General features: G+C 46.7%; 16 protein-coding genes. 7 read left to right on the plus strand and 9 right to left on the minus strand.

Features of this window, described 5'->3' with window-relative positions; genetic code table 11:
* Positions 1-2: 2 nt before the first annotated feature.
* The 9 genes from ctaD to SHAL_RS01340 all read right to left on the minus strand — a co-directional run bounded on the left by ctaD (position 3) and on the right by SHAL_RS01340 (position 11,681).
* On the minus strand, positions 3-1,607 hold the full coding sequence (gene ctaD / locus SHAL_RS01300) for a cytochrome c oxidase subunit I (protein ID WP_012275388.1): 1,605 nt from the start codon (positions 1,605-1,607) through the stop codon (positions 3-5).
* A 9-nt stretch (positions 1,608-1,616) separates the two neighbouring features.
* Positions 1,617-3,203: a cytochrome c oxidase subunit II gene (gene coxB / locus SHAL_RS01305; RefSeq protein WP_012275389.1), complete on the minus strand. Its 1,587-nt coding sequence runs from the start codon at positions 3,201-3,203 to the stop codon at positions 1,617-1,619.
* Positions 3,204-3,680: 477 nt separating this feature from the next.
* Positions 3,681-4,217 (minus strand): cell division inhibitor SulA, encoded by a 537-nt coding sequence (locus SHAL_RS01310; RefSeq protein ID WP_012275390.1) that lies wholly within the window; start codon positions 4,215-4,217, stop codon positions 3,681-3,683.
* Positions 4,214-4,834 carry a transcriptional repressor LexA gene (gene lexA, locus SHAL_RS01315; protein ID WP_012275391.1) on the minus strand — a complete coding sequence of 207 codons (621 nt, stop codon included), beginning with the start codon at positions 4,832-4,834 and terminating at the stop codon, positions 4,214-4,216. The genes SHAL_RS01310 and lexA overlap by 4 nt, the downstream gene beginning before the upstream one ends.
* 626 nt (positions 4,835-5,460) lie before the next feature.
* On the minus strand, positions 5,461-7,095 hold the full coding sequence (locus SHAL_RS01320; RefSeq protein ID WP_012275392.1) for an FGGY-family carbohydrate kinase: 1,635 nt from the start codon (positions 7,093-7,095) through the stop codon (positions 5,461-5,463).
* An 8-nt stretch (positions 7,096-7,103) separates the two neighbouring features.
* Positions 7,104-8,051, minus strand: coding sequence for an ABC transporter permease (locus SHAL_RS01325; protein WP_223296231.1), 948 nt, complete (start codon positions 8,049-8,051; stop codon positions 7,104-7,106).
* Between the two features lie 11 nt (positions 8,052-8,062).
* Entirely contained in the window at positions 8,063-9,061 is a 999-nt protein-coding gene (locus tag SHAL_RS01330) for an ABC transporter permease (protein WP_012275394.1), read from the minus strand.
* The gene (locus SHAL_RS01335; RefSeq protein WP_012275395.1) at positions 9,054-10,565 is read right to left on the minus strand and encodes a sugar ABC transporter ATP-binding protein; all 1,512 of its coding nucleotides are present in this window, start codon (positions 10,563-10,565) and stop codon (positions 9,054-9,056) included. Before SHAL_RS01335 ends, SHAL_RS01330 begins: the two co-directional genes overlap by 8 nt.
* A gap of 141 nt (positions 10,566-10,706) precedes the next feature.
* Positions 10,707-11,681 (minus strand): autoinducer 2 ABC transporter substrate-binding protein, encoded by a 975-nt coding sequence (locus SHAL_RS01340; protein ID WP_012275396.1) that lies wholly within the window; start codon positions 11,679-11,681, stop codon positions 10,707-10,709.
* Positions 11,682-12,414: 733 nt separating this feature from the next.
* Here SHAL_RS01340 and SHAL_RS01345 point away from each other — a divergent pair.
* The 7 genes from SHAL_RS01345 (at position 12,415) to mtr (ending at position 21,771) form a co-directional block, all read left to right on the plus strand.
* Positions 12,415-13,329 carry an outer membrane lipoprotein-sorting protein gene (locus SHAL_RS01345; protein WP_012275397.1) on the plus strand — a complete coding sequence of 305 codons (915 nt, stop codon included), beginning with the start codon at positions 12,415-12,417 and terminating at the stop codon, positions 13,327-13,329.
* Positions 13,329-14,567 (plus strand): ABC transporter permease, encoded by a 1,239-nt coding sequence (locus tag SHAL_RS01350; RefSeq protein WP_012275398.1) that lies wholly within the window; start codon positions 13,329-13,331, stop codon positions 14,565-14,567. Before SHAL_RS01345 ends, SHAL_RS01350 begins: the two co-directional genes overlap by 1 nt.
* A 1-nt stretch (position 14,568) precedes the next feature.
* Positions 14,569-15,804: an ABC transporter permease gene (locus SHAL_RS01355; RefSeq protein WP_041415786.1), complete on the plus strand. Its 1,236-nt coding sequence runs from the start codon at positions 14,569-14,571 to the stop codon at positions 15,802-15,804.
* A 33-nt stretch (positions 15,805-15,837) separates the two neighbouring features.
* Positions 15,838-16,521 carry an ABC transporter ATP-binding protein gene (locus SHAL_RS01360; protein WP_012275400.1) on the plus strand — a complete coding sequence of 228 codons (684 nt, stop codon included), beginning with the start codon at positions 15,838-15,840 and terminating at the stop codon, positions 16,519-16,521.
* A 99-nt stretch (positions 16,522-16,620) separates the two neighbouring features.
* Positions 16,621-17,832, plus strand: a complete 1,212-nt coding sequence (locus SHAL_RS01365) for a hypothetical protein (protein WP_041415787.1) — start codon at positions 16,621-16,623, stop codon at positions 17,830-17,832.
* Positions 17,833-18,091: 259 nt separating this feature from the next.
* Positions 18,092-20,515: a glycerol-3-phosphate 1-O-acyltransferase PlsB gene (gene plsB / locus SHAL_RS01370; protein ID WP_012275402.1), complete on the plus strand. Its 2,424-nt coding sequence runs from the start codon at positions 18,092-18,094 to the stop codon at positions 20,513-20,515.
* On the plus strand, positions 20,515-21,771 hold the full coding sequence (mtr, locus tag SHAL_RS01375; protein WP_012275403.1) for a tryptophan permease: 1,257 nt from the start codon (positions 20,515-20,517) through the stop codon (positions 21,769-21,771). Before plsB ends, mtr begins: the two co-directional genes overlap by 1 nt.
* The last annotated feature ends 16 nt before the right edge of the window (positions 21,772-21,787 follow it).

Genomic DNA, 21,787 nt, shown 5'->3' on the forward strand with positions numbered 1-21,787 from the left:
CTTTATTTCACCTCTGGAGGGGTGGTAAACGAGTGGTAAGGCGCTGGGCTTGGAAGCGTCCACTCTAGTCCTTCGGCACCTTCCCATGGCTTGGCTGGGGCTTTCTCACCACCGCGAATACATTTAATCACTACGGCTAAAAAGATCAGCTGTGAAAGACCAAAGGCGAAACCGCCAATCGATACGATTTGGTTTACATCGGCAAACTGGATAGCATAATCAGGAATGCGTCTTGGCATGCCAGCTAAGCCTAAGAAGTGCATCGGGAAAAACAGAATGTTGACCGAAATTACCGAACACCAGAAGTGCCAACGGCCTAAGGTTTCGCTATACATATGGCCAGTCCATTTGGGTAGCCAATAATAGGCGGCTGCCATTATGGAAAATATCGCTCCAGTCACCAGTACGTAGTGGAAATGGGCCACCACAAAGTAGGTATCGTGATACTGGAAATCCGCTGGTGCAATGGCTAGCATAAGGCCTGAAAAACCGCCTATGGTGAATAAGATGATAAAGGCGACCGCAAAAAGCATGGGGGTTTCAAAAGTGATAGAACCTCGCCACATGGTCGCCACCCAGTTAAATACTTTCACACCGGTCGGCACCGCAATTAGCATGGTGCAATACATGAAAAACAGCTCGGCAAATACCGGCATACCGGTAGTAAACATGTGGTGTGCCCAAACTAAGAACGACAAGATAGCGATACTCGCTGTGGCATAAACCATCGATGAATAACCAAATAGTCGCTTACGGCTAAAGGCGGGCACGATGGCAGAGATGATACCGAATGACGGTAAGATCATGATGTAAACTTCAGGGTGGCCAAAGAACCAGAAAATATGCTGAAACATCACAGGATCGCCGCCGCCTGCAGCATCGAAAAAGCTGGTGCCAAAGTATTTATCGGTCAGTACCATGGTCACGGTACCAGCGAGAACCGGCATAACCGCGATCAGCAGGAATGCGGTGATTAACCAGGTCCATACAAATAGCGGCAGTTTCATCCAGGTCATACCCGGTGCTCGTAAATTGACGATGGTGACGATGACATTAATTGCCCCCATGATCGAACTTATTCCCATAATGTGAACGGCAAACACGAATAGAGCGGTGCTATCTGGGCTATAAGTGGTTGAGAGCGGTGCGTAGAATGTCCAACCGAAGTTGGGGCCGCCCCCTTCCATAAAGAGTGAGCTGAGCAAAATGGTAAATGCGAACGGTAAGATCCAGAAGCTCCAGTTATTCATGCGAGGCAGAGCCATATCTGGCGCACCTATCATCATGGGGATCAACCAGTTAGCTAGGCCTGTGAAGGCGGGCATCACCGCACCAAACACCATGACCAAACCGTGAACCGTGGTCATCTGATTAAAGAAGTTAGGTTCGACAAGCTGTAATCCAGGCTGGAACAGTTCAGCACGGATCACCATGGCCATCGCGCCACCCACAAAAAACATGATTAAACTGAACAAAAGGTAGAGGGTGCCGATATCTTTATGATTAGTCGTTAACAACCAGCGCATAATGCCTTTTGGCGCCCCATGATGATGGTCATCATGGTGATCGTCGTGAGCGGCTGGCGAGTCTTGTGTAATTGTGCTCATGTTAATCCCTTACTTTGCGTGACCATCAACATCAGAAGCTTGAACCGCATCACCAGAGTCATTACCCCAGGCATTGCGCTCATAAGTCACCACAGCAGCAAGCTGTTGTGGTGTCAGCACTGCACTAAATGACTGCATTGCCGTGCCCGGTTTGCCATTGATAACAATATCAAGGTGAGCAGCTATAGGGCCTTTGACGATAGGACTGCCCACTAATGATGGGAATGCAGGAGGTAGACCTGTGCCAGCAGCTTGATGACAAGCTGCACAGTTAGCCATATAGACTTTTTCACCCATGGTAATGAGTTCATTCATGGCTAAATCACCTAATGGAGCCGTTGCAAGCTCTTTAGCTACCTGGTCATCGGCTTGGGTTTCTGAGGCTATAGCTTGTTTAACCTCAGGTCGTGTTGCAGGTAAGGTTGCGGGTAAAGTGGTTGGGGTGGCAGGGCTTGAATCTACGGATGTCGCTGGTGTGGTCGTATCTGAGCTCACATCAGAGGCTTGAACGGTATCACCTGAGTTATTGCCCCAAGCATTGCGCTCATAGGTCACTACGGCTGCAATTTCAGTCGCCGTTAGCTGGTTTAAAAATGCTTGCATGGCAGTGCCCGGTTTACCATTTAACACGATATCGATATGAAGCTGAGCAGGCCCTTTGATAATTGGGCTGCCAATAAGAGAAGGAAATACACCGGGTAGACCTGCACCATTAGGCTGGTGGCAGGCTGCACAACGAGCAAGATAGATTTGCTCACCTTTAGTCATTAACTCATCCATGGTTAAGGTTTGCGATAATGCCGCCTTGGCAGCCGCTTCAGCATTTTGCGCTTGTTGTTGCTGCGTGATTAGCCAGGCATCGAAATCCTCTTCCGATACTGCTTCGACCACAATCGGCATAAAGCCGTGGTCTTTACCGCAGAGCTCGGCGCATTGACCTCGATAGGTGCCGGGCTTGTCGATGCGGGTCCATGCCTCATTAATAAATCCCGGATTGGCATCCTTTTTGACTGCAAAAGCGGGTACCCACCAAGAGTGGATAACGTCTTCGGAGGTCATTAAGAAGCGCACTTTGCGGTTGATAGGTAGAACCAGTGGTTTATCAACCTCTAGCAGGTAGTTTTCGCCTTTGGTTTCATCGCCTATTATCTGTTCCCTAGGTGTCGATAATAGGCTGAAGAACTCAATATCTTGATCGAAATAGCTGTAATGCCATTTCCACTGTGAGCCAGTAATCTTGATGGTGAGATCGGCGTTGCTCGGATCTTCCATTGCAATCAAGGTTTTGGTTGCAGGAATAGCCATGACTATAAGAATAATAAAAGGTACTACAGTCCAAAGGATCTCGACTTTAGTACTTTCATGAAAGTTGGCGGCGACAGCGCCTTTTGATTTGCGGTGGTTGATCATGGCGTAAATCATGATGCCAAAAACCACGATGCCAATAGCGCAGCAGATGTACAGAATAACCATGTGAAGGCTGTAAATTCGCCCACTGATCTCCGTAACACCCTCTGTCATATTCAGTGGCATTTCTGATGCAAAAAGTACGGGCGAAAATAGTAACGCCAGCACACAATACAACAATTGCTTCACTAGACTTCTCCTCTGTCGACAAGACAAAGAAGAGTCACACAGTAAGTCTCTGCTCTATGTAAACTCTTCAGTTCCCAAAAAAGCAACGATGACTTCAAAGTGCGCGAGTGGCTTGCCTATCGAGTCGCTAAAAATAGGTTTGCGACAAAGGCTATTGTATTTCAGTGATGTTCACTGCAGATGTAACCACGTTGGCACTTACGGCTGAAATATATCAGGTCGATCTCAGTCTAAACTTCCAGTTGGGCTTCAAACCGTGGAGCCAGACCAACGACTAAAATCGCTCAGATATAACAAAATATCGTTGTTATTACGTATATCGTTGTTATTACTTATTAACTTACTTGATGAATAAAAATTGATCAAGATCACTTTTTGATTCATTTGCTTAGTATAGGCGATAAAAAAGCTCTCGATTGAGAGCCTTAGGTTTTTAGCAAAGAAATAATGTATTAGAAAGATGGGCTGACAGCTCCGTTAGTGAACGGCACCGAACAGGGCGGCTTGAGCAAAAGTCTTATCCTGCATATTCATTGTGCAAATTGGTAAGTGACTACTCGTATTTTTATTAGCACTTTCAATCGAATTTTCAATAATAATGCCGGCTGCTCGTGCGCTTTTGGCAACGATTTGTAGGCGTCGACTATCACGCGCATCTAATGAATTAGTCCAAGTGATCACTGCACTAGAGGTTCCACTCATTAATGCTTTTTCCATCGCCCAAAGTGTTTCCACTTCATCTTTAGCATGCACCAGTAAAATACGATCCATTCTAACGCCTGCAGCGGCTAGCATCTGCTTGTAACCAATATTTGGCGGACTGATAAGCACTATCCAACGGCCTTGTTGGCTCAGTTGTGAAAGCTGAGCACTAATCTGATTAAGCTCGTCACGTCCTTGAGTTTGCGTCACCATAGTGGTGATCTCATTACCTGCGCTACTCACCATGCTAGTCGATGGCATATCTTGCCATAGTCCTGGGTGGCGAGGGCTAGTGCCCATCAGTTTGTTCATTGCCAGTCTCCATTACGGATCACACCAACGGCTAAACCTTCAATACTTAAGCTTTGGTTCGCTAGATCCACTTCAATTGGTGAATACTCTTCGTTCTCTGCATGTAAGAAAACTTTGTTGCCTTTCTTCTCGAAACGCTTGACGGTAACATCATCTTCGACGCGAGCGACTACTATTTGGCCGTTGCGAGCCTGCTGTATCTTATGAACGGCTAGCAGGTCACCTTCGAGTATGCCAATGTTCTTCATACTGTCACCACGGACTCTGAGTAAGAAGTCTGCTGATGGCTTGAACATGGCTGGGTCCACTTTATAGTGTTGCTCTACATGTTCTTGAGCAAGAATCGGTTCACCTGCGGCAACTTGGCCGATAAGGGGTAAACCTAAATCTGCATCTTCGGTGTTTTCTTGGGTTAACTTAATACCGCGAGACGTACCCGGCATAATTTCAATGCAGCCTTTCTTGGCTAAGGCTTTTAAATGCTCCTCAGCAGCGTTGGCTGATTTAAAACCCAAACGTCTTGCGATCTCAGCGCGGGTTGGCGGCATGCCTGTGTCTGCAATATTACGTTTGATTAGCTCTAAAATTTCAGCTTGGCGCGGTGTAAGTGGTCTCATGGTTAACCCTGTCTTTCTATACAGTACCTGTCAGTATATACAGTAATTTTTCGAGTGCAAGTAATAACCAGTTATATTGTTTTGCAAGTGTGGGATCCAGTTTCAAATGAAATAAATCCGGCGATATGAAACTCAATCTTTGACGGCATCTGTGACTAATCAGTGTATTGCATTGCCTTTAGTTTGAAATGGCTAGTTTTGGCTTTGTGATTTTCTAATCTCAGTTTTTAAATATAAATAGTATTTTGGGGGGAATTAGGATTTTAAGCGTGGCTAAACAAAATATAAAAAATGGTGCCATAGGGCACCATTTTTTATTGTCATAACTCAAATGTCTATTGGCGCGTTATACCAATCAGTATAAGAAGTTGATTTACTCAGAGTGTTTTTGGCAAACTAATTCAAGGCGAATGGATGACATAATGGTTGTTCCCTTATGAGTTTATTCAACGCAGAAGTAGGCAGCCAAAAACACTCCTTACAGGCGAGTTTTAGCGGTTCTGATGCTGTGACTCTTAAGGAACAAGAGGGAGCTTAAACGTAGAATAACTATGCTCTTCACTCGCAGCCTTGCCTCAGAGCCGCTAAACTCTCGCTGAGCGATCAAATCTTTATACTGGTTGGTATTATACCGCTGCCATCATCGCCTTGTAGCGACAATCATCCTCATACATCTGCTGAAATACCTGGTACTTCGCATCATAAAAGCGCTTGCTCTTATCGGCCGTTGGCGTCACCGTTTTACCGATGCGGCTCATGGCATTCATCGCATCCGGAATAGAGTCAAAGCCCCCCCCTGCGACAGCGCCTAACATAGCAGAACCTAATAATACGGCTTCGCTCTCTTCTGACAGCAACATGGCGCACCCTGTGGCATTGGCATGCTCTTGAATAAAGACTGGATTCTTAGTACCACCGCCACAAGCCATGATGGTGTCGATGGCATAACCTGACTTGTTCATCTCTTCGATAATATGTCGTGTTCCCAAGGCAATGGCTTGCACTGTGGCTAAATATTGCAGCGCCATATCATCCAAGGTGACGCCCATACTCAAGCCTGTCATGGTGCCGGTTAAATGCGGGTTGGCCCTTGGGGAGCGGTTACCATTAAAATAGGGCAGCACATGGCGATCACGAGTCAAGAAGGCGATATCTTCCTTGCTTCCGGCAAGATTGAGTAACCGATCGTTTAATAGCTGATAGATGGTGATCCCAGCCGCTTTAGCTTGCTCAACGGCCTGTGCATTATAAGGATGGGCATTAATAATATGATCAATCAGCACACCTGTTGCAGATTGGCCGCCTTCATTAAGCCAGAGACCAGGGATCATTGCGCTATAATATGCGCCCCAGATGCCGTCGATAAAGCGAGCGGTCTTTGATACCGCCATATGGCAAGTCGATGTACCACCAATCAAGGCCAATCGCTTATTAAAATCTGCCGCCTCACCGCTCATTCCAGCCGCACCTAATATGCCAATCCCGCCAGCATGGGCATCGATAATCGAGGTCGCCACCTTAGTGCCTGTCAGTAGTCCTAGCTCGGCTGCGGCCTGCGCCGTTAGACCATTGCCGATAGCCTCGCCCATGGGACGAATATCGCTACCAATAATGCGAGCGTCATCTTGCAGCAGTTCGCCTAACCCTATGGTGTTAAAGTAATCTTTATCCCATTTACTTTCGTGACCCAGATAGGTCCACTTGCACACGGTAGAGCACAAAGAGCGGCTGTTTTCATTGGTTGCCTTCCAGGTGAGAAAGTCTGGTAGATCGAAGAAGTAACCCGCCTTTGCCCAGGTAGAAGGCATATTTTCTTTCAGCCACAGTAATTTAGGTGTTTGCATCTCGGGAGAGATATGGTTACCCACAAAGGCTAGCACAGGATGTTTGCTGGCATTGATGCGCTCGGCCTGAGCAATGGCGCGATGATCCATCCACATCACAATATTTTGCTCACTGCGCCCCGTTGGGCTGACGGTTAACGGTAAGCCATGCTTATCCAGAACCACCATGGAGCAGGTTGCATCAAAGCCAATACCTTTGACTTGAACCGAGTCAATATTGGCCTGAGACATAGCATCACGCACCGCCAAACACACACACTGCCAAATATCATCGGAAGATTGCTCAACAAAATGCGCCTTAGGTTTAAAAATACTGATATCGCGTTTGGCCTCGCCAGCCTTACGGCCTTGGCTGTCAAATACGCCAGCGCGGGCACTGCCGCTACCCACATCTACACCGATAAAATAACTGCTCATATTCGCTCCTATGATTTGTACTTTTGTAGGGCAATGAAAACAATGAGAATGCCGCCCCACAGCGCCATAGTGAGATAACTGCTCACCCCAAGTAAGTTCAATCCACTTTCCAGCGCCTGTAATACCAATAACGCTAAGAAGATACCGATAATGCGGCCGAATCCACCATCTGGGTTAATCCCTCCCAGCACAGAAGCCAAGATAGCAACCAAGAGATAGGACTCGCCATAACCGGCTTTAGCCGAGTTGAATTTCGCCATCATAATAATGGCGGCAAGCCAACATAAAATCGATGAGATGATATAGACATACACCAGAGATTTCTGAGTGTTAATGCCTGAGAAACGGCTGGCCTTTTCGTTGGATCCAATCAGGTAAATCGCACGTCCAAGCGGCGTGTGCTCAAGGATCACCCACAGCCCAATAGCGAACAGAGCGAAGAATATCAGCGGCATCGGCACGCCTAAAATATCGCCATTACCCAAGAGTAGTAACGCATCGGGAAAACCTGAGATCACGCTGCCACCAGACACCAATACATTTAGGCCATTGATAAAGGTCATCATGCCTAAAGTGGCCAAAATAGGCGACACGCCGATATAGGCAATTAAAAACCCGTTTGCCAGACCGACTATCACCGCCGTGACAAGACCCGCAGCCAGCGCCGCCATTAACATCAAACTACTGTCAGGCGCTAGGGTGATGATACTGGCCATTACCAAAGAGCAGGCATTGGTGGTGGCAATAATAGAGAGATTAATACCACCAGTCAGCATGCATACCGCCATCGCTAAGGCAAAAATACCCAGCAACGGCAATTGCGATGACATGGACTGCAGGTTAGTCAGTGAGAAAAAGGTCCCTCCCAGACTAAAGGCCATCAGTGCCATAATGGCCGCCAAGATCATCAGTAGATAACGAATATTACGGTCCGTTGGCAGTTTTAAAGTGTTCATTAATGCGTCCATCAGGCCACCTGCTTAGCTTGTTGTTTTTCGTTCAGCGCCGTCATGCTAATGCTGATAAGAATAATCAGGCCAGTGACGACCGTATGCCAATATGAGGGCACACCCAGTAGAGTTAGACCATTTTTGAGAACCGCCAACAGTACGACACCGAGAATGACCCCGAGTAAAGTGCCTTTACCACCACTCATACTCGTGCCTCCCAAAACTACCGCGGCGAGTACAGTCAGCTCAAAGCCCATTAACGAGTTCGGCGCTACCGACTGAGTAATTTGAGTTTGCACCACGGCGGCAATACCCGCCATCGCGCCCATATAACCGTAAACAAACAGGTTAAGACCAAAGCCATTGATACCGATACGGCTGGCTGCGTCGCTATTGCCACCCATGGCGTAAATTTGCCGACCGATACGGGTTTTATTCATCAATATGGAGGTCAATGCGATAACGGCCAATAGGGTCATCATGGGTAAGTTCAGGCCATAGTCATAGCCATCGCTGGCAGTGAAACGCAGTACCTCGACGCCATCCATAAACCAATCGGGAAAGCCGTATAGCCACTCACCATTACTGAAATAGATAAGTAGACCAAAATAGACGTTGAGCATGGCGATGGTGATGATAATCGCTGGAGCTTTTAGTTTATATACCAACACCGCATTGACCATGCCTAGGGCGATACCCGTCAGTGCTGCTATGGCAAAAGCGATGGCAAAATTACCGCCGTTTGCAAGCACAAAAGTGGCCATAAGGTATTGCCCAATGGCGGCGATGGCAGGGAAAGAGATATCGATACCGCCAGCAATTAATACCACAAACAGGCCACAGGCCATGATGCCAAGAATTGCCGAGCTGACCGTCATATCGAAGATATTGCCCAGTGTCATAAAGTCTTCTGTGGCCACAGATAAACCTAGGATCAACAAGGCGATTAATAAGCTTAAATAAAACTCATGCTGCTTAAACAGGGAGTAGAAAGAATCTTTGTGCAGACTAAGCATTAACGGCCTCCATTATCTGCTGCTGAGTACAAGATGAGGGTGAAAACTCATGGGTAAAACGGCCCTCTTTCATCACGATAACTCGGTGGCTGTTATAAAAGACTTCAGGTATTTCATCGCTGACCATAATGATGGCAATCCCCTTGGCGGCGAGATCTTTCGCAATCTGGTAGATGCTCTCCTTATTGGCAATGTCGACCCCCACAGTCGGCGCGTCCAAGATAAGCACCTGCGGCTCGGCTGCCACCCACTTAGCGATAGCAATGCGCTGGGCATTACCACCTGAGAGGCTGCTTACTGGTAACTGCGGGTCAGATACCTTGATAGACAAGGAGCTTATCAGCTTACTGACTAAGGCTTTGGCCTTGGAGTGATCCAATAAACCTTTAGCCAACCCTTGGCGCGACAATTTAGGTAAAACGGTCGCGATAGTGTTATCACTGATGCTTTGATTCATCACCAAACCTGTGGTCATTCTGTCTTCGGTGACATAACCTATGCCTTGAGCAATCGCATCACGATTAGATTTAAATCGTACCGACTCACCAGCAAGCTTAATCACGCCATTATCGGGAACAGTCATGCCGAACAAGGCCATGCATAACTCACTGCGCCCCGCCCCTAAAAGACCAGTAATGGAGACTATCTCACCACTGCGCACTGTGAGGTCGATATCATAAAACTGACCCGCCTTAGTGAGCTTACAGGTCGAGAGCCTAATGTCGCTGTCATCAGCTTTAGGCTCAAAATTGCCAATGGGGGTAAATTCGAAGCGTTGGCCTGTCATTAAAAAAGCCAGCTCATCGCTGTCGACGTCCGCTGCGTTATAGGTACCTACGGTGCAACCATCACGGATCACTGTGATGCGATCGGAAATTTCCATCACTTCATCGAGTTTATGACTGACAAACACCACGGTAATGTTGCGCGACTTAAGGTCTGCTACCACCTTAATAAGTTGATTAACCTCGGTGCGAGTCAAGGATGCAGTGGGCTCATCCATAATCACCAGCTTGGCATCGGCGGCCATCGCGCGGCAAATTGCCACTAACTGACGCTGGGCGATAGATAACTGCTCAACGCGGGTATCTAGAGGTAAACTCACACCGACACTATCCATGGCTTTTTGAGCAATAGTGCGAATACGCGCGCGACTGACTAGCCCCTTATACCAATGAATATGGTCCTGAATGGCAATATTTTCTGCCACGCTCAGGTTAGGGAATAGCGACAAATCCTGGTAGATAACCTGTACCCCATGCTCGATAGATTGCTGCGGCGTGAGGCGGCTATAGTGCTTACCATCGATAGTAATTTCACTGCCAGCCTCAGGGGCATGTACACCAGAAATCACTTTAAATAGGGTGCTTTTCCCACAGCCATTTTTACCTGCTAGGCAATGAACTTCGCCGCGGTTAAAGCTGAGGTTAATATCACTGAGAGCTTTGACTGAGCCGAAATGTTTCGACACACCCTTGAGGGTAATAAAGGCTTGCTTGGACATGCGTATACCAGAGAGTTAATTTGCCTGACAAAAATGACGAGAAGCGTGGCTTTAAACATTGAAGCGGGTTGCCTATGAAGTATTGGCAACCCGCTATAAGCTGTTATCTAAGGTAGATAATCTAATTAGAAGCCTAAGCTCCTAGAAACCTAGGCTACGGGCGTTAGACTTATCGACTTCAAGGATCTTATTGAACTTAATCACTCGTGTCTGAGTGTTGATCTCGGCCTTACCCAGATTATCAAACTCAACACCCGCTTCGACCGACTTGCCATCAAGCATCATCTTAGCGACGGCAACCATGGCATAACCCGCATCGGCAGGGTTCCATAAGAAGCCCTTATCAATCTCACCGCGCATAAGGTATTGTGCTGCCTGACTTGGCATGATGATACCAACGGTATCTATCTTATTTTTGGCGCGTTTTTTCTTAATCGCTTCACCAGCACCAATCAAACCTAATGAACCGTAAGAGATGATTCCTTTCATATCTGGATGAGCCTTCATCAGATCGTTGGTCGCGCCATAAGAGGCATCGACACTTTCAGCCACAGGCATACGGCTGGTGACTTCATACATATCAGGATAAGTATTCTTTTGATAATCGATGGCCAGATTGGCCCAGTTATTATGTAGCGGCACAGTCAACGAGCCCACAAAAACCACATAACCGCCCTTGCTATCCATAAGTTTTGCCATCTCATCCATGGTGGCTTTGGCATAAGCAAGGTTATCTAACATCTCGATATTCCAGTCGGCATTATGATTTTCAGGTGACTCATGGGTCAGTACGATAATGCCCTTGTCGCGCGCCTTCTTAAATACTGGCTCAAGCACGGTCACATCATTTGGCACAACGGTGATGGCATCGACGCCCTTAGCGATAAGATCTTCAATCATCTTCACCTGCTGAGCAGGATCTGGCGTAGCAGGCCCTACTTGACGGGCATTGACCCCTAAATCGGCCGCGGCCTGTTCGACCCCTTTATCCATCTGGTTGAACCAAGGAATACCAGAAACTTTAACCACGTTGACGATTTCATAATCTTTAGCGTAAACACTAGCAGATAACAGAGCTAGAGAAACAGCCGCAACTTTGAAGAAGACTTTTTTCACCTTGATTCACCTTATGAAAATGTAGCTAGGGTGCGCAGGCAATGACTTGCCCTGCAATTTGGCGACAATATAAAGTTAGGAGGTGGATAAGTCCGTTAGAGAGGTGAATAACGTGACCTATGCACATTACTGTTAAAACCGTGAAAATTTAAGCCGCGAATTAAGTTGTCAGCGATAACTGATGAAATAAAACAACGCTTTCTCGCCGTTAATCACTCTAATTTAGCAACAGGTAATTGCCACAATAGTAACACTTAGTATTGTCATTTCATTAGCGGATGCTGGTTTAGCTAATGGCATGAAAAATAGATATCAAAAATCAAACCAGGGTCACAAATAGCCATTTAATTTCAGTAAGCCAGCCAATCATGATTAAGGTAACCCGCCTCAATCGCAACCAAAACATAGGTCTTAGATAATAAGTTGATTCAGAAAAACGTCATTTAACAACACAAATACAGCTTTTGACATAATTGAGCACGACAATCTAAAGCAATACTCGCTAACCCGTCATTGATTAACTATTTCTGAGTCGCCACTCTTTTATATCGCCTCGGCAAATTTTATATCGCCTCGGCAAAGTTAACGCTATGAATCCGCGCATTTTCAAAGCCCTTAACCACCTTACGAGTACAGACTTTAGCCAACTTTCGTATTTATGTAAGATCAATAAAAAATACGGTTTTTTAAACTAGGCTATTATTAACGCAAATCGTTTTACGAGAGCGACATCATGGCTCGATTAGCTAGCAATTATCCTGCTTTAAATCGTCTGAGGTCGGTTCCACTGGAGCTGGTTAATGCCGTGATGTTGTCGGCAGCTCTGACTGCAACCGTTCTTGCCTCCGATAAGATTAATCCTGCCACAAGCGCTACTCAGCAATCGATTCAATTTTCTAATCCTCAGTCCACTCCACTTTCTAGCCTGCTCTCTAATCAACCCTCTAATCAACTCGCTAACCATGAGTCTGCACAAGAGATGATCCAAAAAGCGATGGATAATTGGCGTGGGCTGACCTCTTCGAGTCTGTTAACCATGGTGATCCACCGTCCCGACTGGGAGCGCTCGATGACGGTACAGGGCTGGACTCAGGGGGATAAGCAATCATTAGTCAGGGTCACAGACCCCAAGGTCGATGCGGGTAATGCCTTTCTTATCGATGACAAACAGATGTGGAGTTATTCGCCGAAAATTAATCGGGTGATAAAAGTGCCATCATCGATGATGAGTCAAAGTTGGATGGGCAGTGACTTTTCCAATAAAGATGTTAGCCGTACCACGGAGCTTCTCGATGACTATTCACATCGTTTAATTGCGACTGAAGAGCTTGATGGACATAGGGTATACACCATCGAGTCTATTCCCCATGAGTCTGCGCCTGTGGTGTGGGGTAAGCAGGTCACCGTGCTTCGGGATGACTGGGTGATGCTACGTCAGGAGTTCTGGGATCAAGATAACCAGCTGGTGAAAGCCATGGAGTGCGATGATATTGAGCCCGTTGGTAAACGAAGCGTTGCGATGCGTTGTCGTATGTCTCAGGTTGAGAAGGTCGAAGAGTGGACTGAGATCCGTAATCAAAATGTCCACTTCGATATTATCCTGCCCAGCTATATGTTCACTCTTTCTAACCTTAGAAATCCTCGCTGATGAATGGCCAAATTCTATTGGCTTGGCGCAGCCTTTGGCAGCATAAGCGTCGTACCTGGCTAACCCTTGGGGCGATGATTTTCTGTAATAGCCTTTTGGTGTTTATGATCACTCTTCAAGCCGGTACCTATCCGATGATGATCGAAAATACCCTGCGGATCTTTTCCAGCCAACTGCAGATTAATCAGCAGGGTTACTTGGATGAGCCTGAACTGCGTTTACGCATTCTCGATAGTAGTGATTTAGTCGCAAGGTTAGAGCTGCAGTTTCCTGAGCTGATAGTGATCCCCCGTAGTCGCGGCTTTTTATTGGCCGCTAGTGAACAGCGCAGTGTTGGCATGCTAGTTAACGGTGTCGCTCCTGATAAGGAGCGCCTTGCTTCGAGCATTCCACAGCAGATCATTATCGGTCGCTATTTAGAAGCTGGCGATAATAACCTAGTCGTTCTAGGGGAGCGTCTTGCTAAAAATTTACAGGTCACGGTTGGTGATGAACTCACGGTGATGGGCTCAACCATGGAGGGGGGATTTGCCGCAGGAGTATTATCGATAGTCGGGATCTTCAACAGCGGAATTAATGAGCTCGATCGTACAACTTCGCAAGTCTCTTTAGCCACTTTTCAGCGGCTATTTGAGATGCCCAATCAAGTGTCTTTGTTGAGTATCAACGCACCCTCCATGTCACAGGTGAGTTTTTACCAACAGCAGTTGCAAAGCCTTTTACAGCTTTCGAGCGCCGAGGCTAAGTTAACGATTCATGATTGGCAGCAACTTAATCCGGGGATCAAGCAGGGGATCGAAGCGGATCTATCCAGTGCCGTCATCATGTATGCGGTGCTGGTATTACTGGTGATCTTAGGCGTGATGAATACCCAGCTTATGGCCGTGCTGGAACGTACTAAAGAGTTTGGCATCATGCTGGCGATAGGTACTAAACCGAGTCGACTATTTACACAGGTATTAATTGAAACGCTAATGATGGGCATCATTGGCATGTTGCTCGGAGCCCTATTTGGCGGTGTTGTTGCGGGTTACTTTAGCCTAGTTGGTATCGCGCTACCGGGCATGGGGGATATTGGGGCACAGTTTGGTATTGGCGATAGAATATATCCTCTGTTATCGCCACTTTCAGTGCTGATTGGCCCGGTGGTGGTTTGTGTCGGTTCGGTGCTGATCTCTATCTATCCAGCGTTTAAAACCTTAGGCCTCGAGCCTATTAGTGCGATGCAGAGTAAGTAATATGGGGCACATTTTTAATCCTGTTCTATTTGTTTTAGCGTGGCGTAACCTATGGCGCAACGGTAGGCGTACCCTAATTCTGTTGTTAGCGGTCAGCTTTGGGGTTTGGTCGATGATAGTGGTTTCGGCATTTCTACGTGGCATGGTCGATGGCATGAACCAGACTTCGCTAAATAATCTGCCGGGAGAGATCCAGCTTCATCAGCGTGATTTTCTCAATGATCAGAATGTCATGAATCATATTCCTGAGCCTGCAGGCGCGTTGCTGCAGCAACTTCATCAGTCGTGGATTACTCAGTGGGCTTCGAGGGTTCGCTCTCCAGTGATGATTGGCAGCGAGCGAGTGACATTAGGTTCGCAGTTAATTGCCATTGCGCCGCAGCAAGAGCCTTTTACCGTTAATGAACTCGAGCTGGTGGCCGGGAGAATGCTTAAGGATGGTGAGGATAACGGCATTATCATTGGCCAAAAAATGGCGACTCGCCTAAAGACGGCTCTGAATAAACGAGTCGTTATCACATTGCAGGATGTAGACAATGAGATCGCCGAATCTGGGGTTCGTGTTGTTGGGATCTATCATAAACCAACAGAGCAGGAAGAGTTAGCGACTATCTATACCGGTAAAGGCTTTATTCAAAAACTGTTAAACATGCCGGGAATGGTGACCGAAATCGCAGTGTTTACCGATACCAATCAGCCATTAGAGCAGGTGGTCTCGAGTCTTGAATCCGCTGTTGATGATAGCTATGACGTTGCGACTTGGCGGCAACTCAATGGCTATCTTGCGGCAATATCAGATTTGATGAATAGCTACATTATTATCTTTATCGTGATTGTCTTTTGTGTACTCGGTTTTGGCTTAGCCAACACCCTACTGATGTCGATATTTGAACGCCAGCAAGAGATAGGTTTGATTTTAGCGCTGGGATTACAGTCTAAGGCGGTCATTTTGATGATTGTGATAGAGGCTGTTTTGCTGCTTATCAGCGGATTGATCTTCGGCGATACGCTGGCACTGCTCACCACCAATGCTTTATCGGCAGGGGTCGATCTATCCTCTATCGCTGATGGATTGGCAATGGCTGGTATGGATACCACGCTATACCCCGTGGTCTATAGCCAAGATGTTATTGCTGCCAATATTATCGTTATGGTGCTGGGAGTTATCACCAGTTTATGGCCAGCGATTAAGGCGGCACGTTCTAATCCTATAGAATCCATTAATACCGCAGCTTAGGTTGGCTAGGTGGAATATATAAGAAGGTAATCAATGAGTAACATAGTTTGTAAGCAACTGGTCAAAACATTCCTGCAGGGTGATCAGACAATCTATGGCTTAGATCATGTCTCACTCACGATTAAGCAGGGAGAGATGACGGTGTTGTCTGGTCCATCGGGCTCAGGCAAAACCACATTGCTCAATGCGATAGGCGGCTTAGATGAGCCCGATAGCGGCATTGTCTATGTGGGGGATGTTGAGATCACCGGGCTGACAAAGTCACAGCGCGCCGATGTACGTTTGCAGCGAATAGGCTTTGTTTTTCAATCCTATAACCTAATTCCTGTTTTAACCGTCCAAGAAAATATCGAGTTTGTTATGCAGTTGCAGGGGGTATCTGCATCTGAGCGTAAAAAGCGTAGCCAAGAGATCTTGGGCGAAGTGGGGTTAACGGGGCTGGAGACGAGAAGACCAGCGCAGCTTTCCGGTGGTCAGCAGCAGCGGGTGGCCGTAGCTCGCGCCATCGCCTCAAAACCCGTGTTGATCTTAGCCGATGAACCGACCGCCAACTTAGATAGCAAAACATCGGCGCAGTTATTGGAGCTGTTTACCCAGCTTAATCGCCAACATGGCATTACTTTTTTAATCGCCACCCATGATGCGCAGGTGTTTGATTATTGTCGGCGTCATATCTATATGGTTGACGGTAAAATAGTCACTGATTCAACGAGTTGAGGTAGAACGATGGGGAAAGGATGTTGCAGTAAGCTAATCGATAGATTTTTGCTAAGGCGTAAGAGCAATTGCCTAGCCTATCTTGTTGGACTCTGCAGTTTGCCTCTTTCTCTAGCGGCTGCTGAATTGCAGCATCACGGCCATCTTAAGTATGAATATGATGGCTATGCATTTTCAGACTCGAGTGTTTACCAAGCACGTTATGGTCAGCATCAAGTTAATCAAACCGCGCAGCTTCGTTATCACTTAGGCAGTCGCTGGCAATCGGGCTGGCTAGTCGAAGTCGATTATCAACTGCTGGCTGGATATGGAGAACATCGCTTTCAAGCGACGCCATTGATGAATGGTTATTTGGGGTTAAGCTCGGTGATTGACGATGAGCTGCGACTGTTTAATCTTACCAATACACTCTCGGAGCATCGAGACTTTGTGATGCTTCAGCGCTTAGATAGAGCCATTGTCGGCTATCAGACGGATAACAATGTCGTTAAGTTTGGCCGGCAGGCGATCACTTGGGGCAATGGTCAATTTTTTAATCCGATGGATTTCGTTAATCCGTTTGACCCCGCCTCCCTCGACAAGGAGTATAAAACCGGCGATGACATGGTGTATGGTCAGCACCTTCTGCAAGATGGCAGCGATCTACAGGCAGCCTATGTTATTCGCCGAGACGGTGATTCAGATATCACCGCCGATGTCGCCACTCTAGCGCTTAAATATCATGGATTTATTGATTATATATATGAGTATGACCTATTGCTGGCCGAGCATTATGACAATACTGTCGCAGGCGTCTCTAGCATAATCAGTGTTGGCGGAGCTATTTGGGCAACGGATCTGGTCGCTACCTGGGGTGAGACAAATTATCTCTCTCTGGTGAGTAACTGGGGTTACTCCTGGGTTGGCTTCGAGCGCAATATGAGCGGAACCTTAGAATATTTCTATAACGGCCTCGGCATTAGCGATGGAGACTATAGTCCCGAGTCCTTGTTACAACATCCTGAGCTGGTGGCAAAGATAGAGCGGGGTGAACTGTATAACCTAGCGCGGCACTATCTTACCGGTAGCCTTTATATCGAGATGACGCCACTTTGGTCGGTATCGCAAAACCTTTTTTATAATGCATCGGATAATTCGGCGCTGTATCAGGTGCTTAGTCAGAACAGTTTGAGTGATGAGCTTCGCTTAACCACGGCGCTAACCGTGCCTATTGGGGCGAATGGTACCGAATATGGTGGGCTAAAGTTTAGTGACGGTCAGTACTTTAGCTTCGAGTTATTACTATATGCGCAACTCGCTTGGTATTTTTAACGTCGCAGCTTACTAATCAGGATAGCTTGAGATAAGTTAAGTTTGATTTTATTTAGCTCTAGATGTGAGCTTAGATTAAGAGGGAATGAACGAGATTTAATCCTGTATTATTAATGAGTTCTAGCATATCTTCACTCTAAGTCTTTGTTCTATAAATATACAAACAGGATAGAGTGCGGTAACAAGAGAATCGCGCAAACTGTTTCAATATCTGGTATTCTAGCGCCTTATTAGAAGCGACTAACATTGCATATAAATCATGTCCAAACAAGACTCTCTTTGGTTCAAATCTTTACGTTGGCTGCAGCGTAAATTAGTTCACACTGTCGTGGTGCCCCACGATCCATTCGACGATCTCAATTTAGATCCAAGTAAGCCACTCGTGTATGTAATGAAAACTGAATCTGTCAGTGACATTGCTGCGCTTAGTGAGATGACGGAAAAACTTGGTTTACCAAGCCCTTACGAGGAGCTTGAGGTCAATGGTATTAGGGCGCCAAGAGTGGTTTGTCTAGAGGGGAGTAAGCCTCTTTTTGGCCAGCGTGAAGGCGGAGAGCAATACATAGATTATTTCAAGAGACTGCTTAGCGTACATAAGCAAAATCTTGAATTAGATATTCAATTAGTACCTGTTAGTCTTTATTGGGGACGTACGCCTGGTAAAGAAGACGATACTATGCGCGCTGCGGTACTCGAGCGCCAAAATCCGACTTGGCTACGCAAGTGCTTGATGATCCTTTTCTTAGGGCGTCATAACTTTGTCCAGTTTTCTAATGCAGTCTCACTACGTTATATGGCTGATGAACATGGTACTGACAAACGTATCGCGCAAAAACTGGCTCGCGTAGCACGAGCTCATTTCGAACGTCAGCGTAAAGTGATGACGGGGCCACAGCTGCCTAAACGTCAGGCCTTATTTCATGCGCTGCTAAAATCAGATTCGATTACCAAAGCGATTAAAGAGGAAGCGGCAAGCAAGAAGATCTCTGAATCCGAAGCGCGTGCTAAGGCGATGGAGTATCTAGATGAAGTCGCTGCAGACTACTCAGATAGCTTAGTGCGTATTGCCGAGCGCTTCTTAACGTGGCTTTGGAATAAGCTTTATAAAGGCATCAATATTAAAGGTGCTGAGCAGGTTAGACAGTTGCACCACGATGGTCATGAGATTGTTTATGTACCGTGTCATCGTAGTCATATGGACTACTTACTGCTGTCTTATATTCTCTATTATCAAGGTATGGTTCCGCCGCATATTGCTGCAGGTATTAACCTTAACTTCTGGCCTGCAGGCCCAGCGTTCCGCCGTGGTGGTGCCTTCTTCATTCGCCGTAGTTTCGGTGGTAATAAGCTTTACACCGCAGTGTTCCGTGAATATCTCGATCAGTTATTTACTAAGGGTTATTCGGTAGAGTATTTCACTGAAGGTGGTCGTTCACGTACTGGTCGCTTGCTTGCACCTAAAACGGGCATGCTTGCGATGACATTAAACAGTGTGCTGCGTGGGGTAGAGCGTCCAGTCACCTTAGTGCCTGTGTATTTAGGCTATGACCATGTAATGGAAGTGGCAACTTATCATAAAGAGCTCAGCGGTAAGAAGAAAAAGAAAGAATCAGTTTGGCAGATTTTTGGTGCTATCCGTAAGTTAGGTAACTTTGGTCAAGGTTATGTGAACTTCGGCGAGCCAATTACCTTGCATAATTTCTTGAATGAGCAAGTGCCTAGCTGGCGTGATGATATTGCTAAAGATCCCGATCAAAAACCAACTTGGTTAACACCTGTCGTTAATACCTTGGCAAACCAAGTGATGACCAATATTAACGATGCTGCGGCGGTAAGCTCGGTGACGTTAACCAGTATGGTGTTGCTGGCTTCTGAGCAAAATGCGTTGGAGCGCTCTCAGTTAGAGAAGCAGCTAGATCTGTATTTAACCTTGCTCAAAGAGCGACCATATACTGACTATACCTCTGTGCCTGATGGAACGGGTCATGACTTGGTGTCTCAAGGTTTAGAGCTGAAAAAGCTGCAGATTGAAAGTGATCCGCTAGGCGATATCATCTCAATCGATCAAAGTATTGCGATCACCATGACTTATTATCGCAACAACATCATTCACCTTATGGTTCTACCGTCTTTAATCGCCGCCTGTTTGCTGCGTAAAGAGAACTGTGGCCGTAACGACGTTATTAGTATTGTAAATGACTTCTACCCACTGCTTGAAGCTGAGCTATTTATGGGGATTGAAGATCCAAGTCAGTATGCAAACCAGATCCTCGATATCTTAGTGGCTCAAGGGCTAGTTGTTGAATGCGATCATTTTGAGGTTGTTGATAGCAGTATCAACCAGTTGTTACTCTTGTCAGGCACTATCAGCGAAACCATGCAGCGTTATGCAATTTTGTTTAACTTACTTGAAGTTAAGCCAAATATGGAGCGCTCTGAGCTTGAGAAAGACAGCCACCGCCTGGCACAAAGATTAGGCGCACTTCACGGTATTACAGCACCAGAGTTTTATGACAAGAAGCTATACGCTACGCTGAGTGTCAAATTAAAAGAGTTAGGTTACCTAACTGATAATCAAGGGTGTAGCGATATCAAACGTATTAAAGAAAGAGCGAACTTGTTGTTACGTTCATCAGTGAAGCAGACCATTGTCGATAGTGTTCACGCGGAGCACATCGCTTAATGGCTAATCATATGAATGCCGCGGGTCATGAGACCAGCGGCAAGTCTCTGCTGGGCGGAGCAATGATCATCGCGGGCACGGCTGTCGGCGCGGGTATGTTTTCTTTGCCTGTCGTTGGTGCTGGTATGTGGTTCGGTTACTCGCTATTGATGATGGCGGGTGTGTGGTTTTGCATGTTGGTTTCAGGCCTGTTGCTGCTCGAAACCAATCTACATTTTAAGCCTGGCGACAGTTTCGATACTCTGACTCGTACCACCTTAGGTAACTTTTGGCGGATAGTAAACGGCCTGTCTATCGCATTTGTACTCTACATTCTTGCCTATGCTTATATCAGTGGCGGTGGATCGATTGTTAACTATAACTTAGCGTCTGCGGGGATCGAATTACCTCAGGGGATCGCCGGTCTTATTTTCGCCCTTGGTCTGGCCTTTATCGTATTTATTAGCACCAAGGCGGTCGATAGGATCACCACCATCATGCTCGGTGGCATGCTTATCACCTTCTTCCTCGCCGTGGGTAATCTGTTACTCGATGTCGAGTCGGTGAAGCTGTTTAGCCCTGATGGTGAGAACAAGTATCTGCCCTATATGTTGGCTGCACTGCCTTTTGGCCTAGTGAGTTTTGGCTACCATGGTAATGTACCCAGCCTAGTTAAATATTACGGTAAAGATCACCGCACCATCATCAAAGCCATAGTGATCGGTACTGGTATCGCACTGGTTATCTATATCTGCTGGCTTGTTGCAACCATGGGAAATATCTCTAGAACGGATTTCATTGGCATCATAGAGCAGGGCGGTAACATGGGCGTGCTAGTGAATGCCTTGTCCGGCGTGATGACTAGTGATTGGCTAACGACCATGCTAACCCTGTTTGCCAACCTTGCCGTAGCGTCATCTTTCTTAGGGGTCACCTTAGGTCTGTTTGATTATCTGGCGGATCTATTTGGCTTTGATGAGTCACGTTCTGGCCGATTTAAGACCGCAGCGGTGACCTTTCTACCTCCAACAGTGTTGGGTCTTTTGTTTCCGGATGGCTTTCTCGTCGCTATCGGTTTTGCTGCTCTGGCTGCCACCATTTGGGCAGCAATTGTACCTGCTATGATGGCCTATAAAGTCAGGGTTATGTATCCAGATAGCGCTAGCTATAAAGTGCCTGGTGGCAACGCGGTGATTGTTATCGTGATCCTATTTGGCGTTATTACTGCAGCATGTCACCTGTTGGCGATGGCAGGTATGTTGCCGCTATACGGTTAAACGTTACCTGCGAGTC

It is taken from the genome of Shewanella halifaxensis HAW-EB4, assembly GCF_000019185.1.
GTDB classification, from domain to species: Bacteria; Pseudomonadota; Gammaproteobacteria; order Enterobacterales; family Shewanellaceae; genus Shewanella; species Shewanella halifaxensis.

Coding starts and splice junctions, on each gene's coding strand:
- SHAL_RS01310 (WP_012275390.1), bottom strand. CDS start 4,217: ATGAACAAACTGATGGGCACTAGCCCTCGCCACCCAGGACTATGGCAA.
- SHAL_RS01335 (WP_012275395.1), bottom strand. CDS start 10,565: ATGTCCAAGCAAGCCTTTATTACCCTCAAGGGTGTGTCGAAACATTTC.
- mtr (WP_012275403.1), top strand. CDS start 20,515: ATGGCTAATCATATGAATGCCGCGGGTCATGAGACCAGCGGCAAGTCT.
- SHAL_RS01360 (WP_012275400.1), top strand. CDS start 15,838: ATGAGTAACATAGTTTGTAAGCAACTGGTCAAAACATTCCTGCAGGGT.
- SHAL_RS01350 (WP_012275398.1), top strand. CDS start 13,329: ATGAATGGCCAAATTCTATTGGCTTGGCGCAGCCTTTGGCAGCATAAG.
- ctaD (WP_012275388.1), bottom strand. CDS start 1,607: ATGAGCACAATTACACAAGACTCGCCAGCCGCTCACGACGATCACCAT.
- SHAL_RS01355 (WP_041415786.1), top strand. CDS start 14,569: ATGGGGCACATTTTTAATCCTGTTCTATTTGTTTTAGCGTGGCGTAAC.
- lexA (WP_012275391.1), bottom strand. CDS start 4,834: ATGAGACCACTTACACCGCGCCAAGCTGAAATTTTAGAGCTAATCAAA.
- plsB (WP_012275402.1), top strand. CDS start 18,092: ATGTCCAAACAAGACTCTCTTTGGTTCAAATCTTTACGTTGGCTGCAG.
- SHAL_RS01330 (WP_012275394.1), bottom strand. CDS start 9,061: ATGCTTAGTCTGCACAAAGATTCTTTCTACTCCCTGTTTAAGCAGCAT.
- SHAL_RS01345 (WP_012275397.1), top strand. CDS start 12,415: ATGGCTCGATTAGCTAGCAATTATCCTGCTTTAAATCGTCTGAGGTCG.
- SHAL_RS01320 (WP_012275392.1), bottom strand. CDS start 7,095: ATGAGCAGTTATTTTATCGGTGTAGATGTGGGTAGCGGCAGTGCCCGC.
- SHAL_RS01325 (WP_223296231.1), bottom strand. CDS start 8,051: ATGAACACTTTAAAACTGCCAACGGACCGTAATATTCGTTATCTACTG.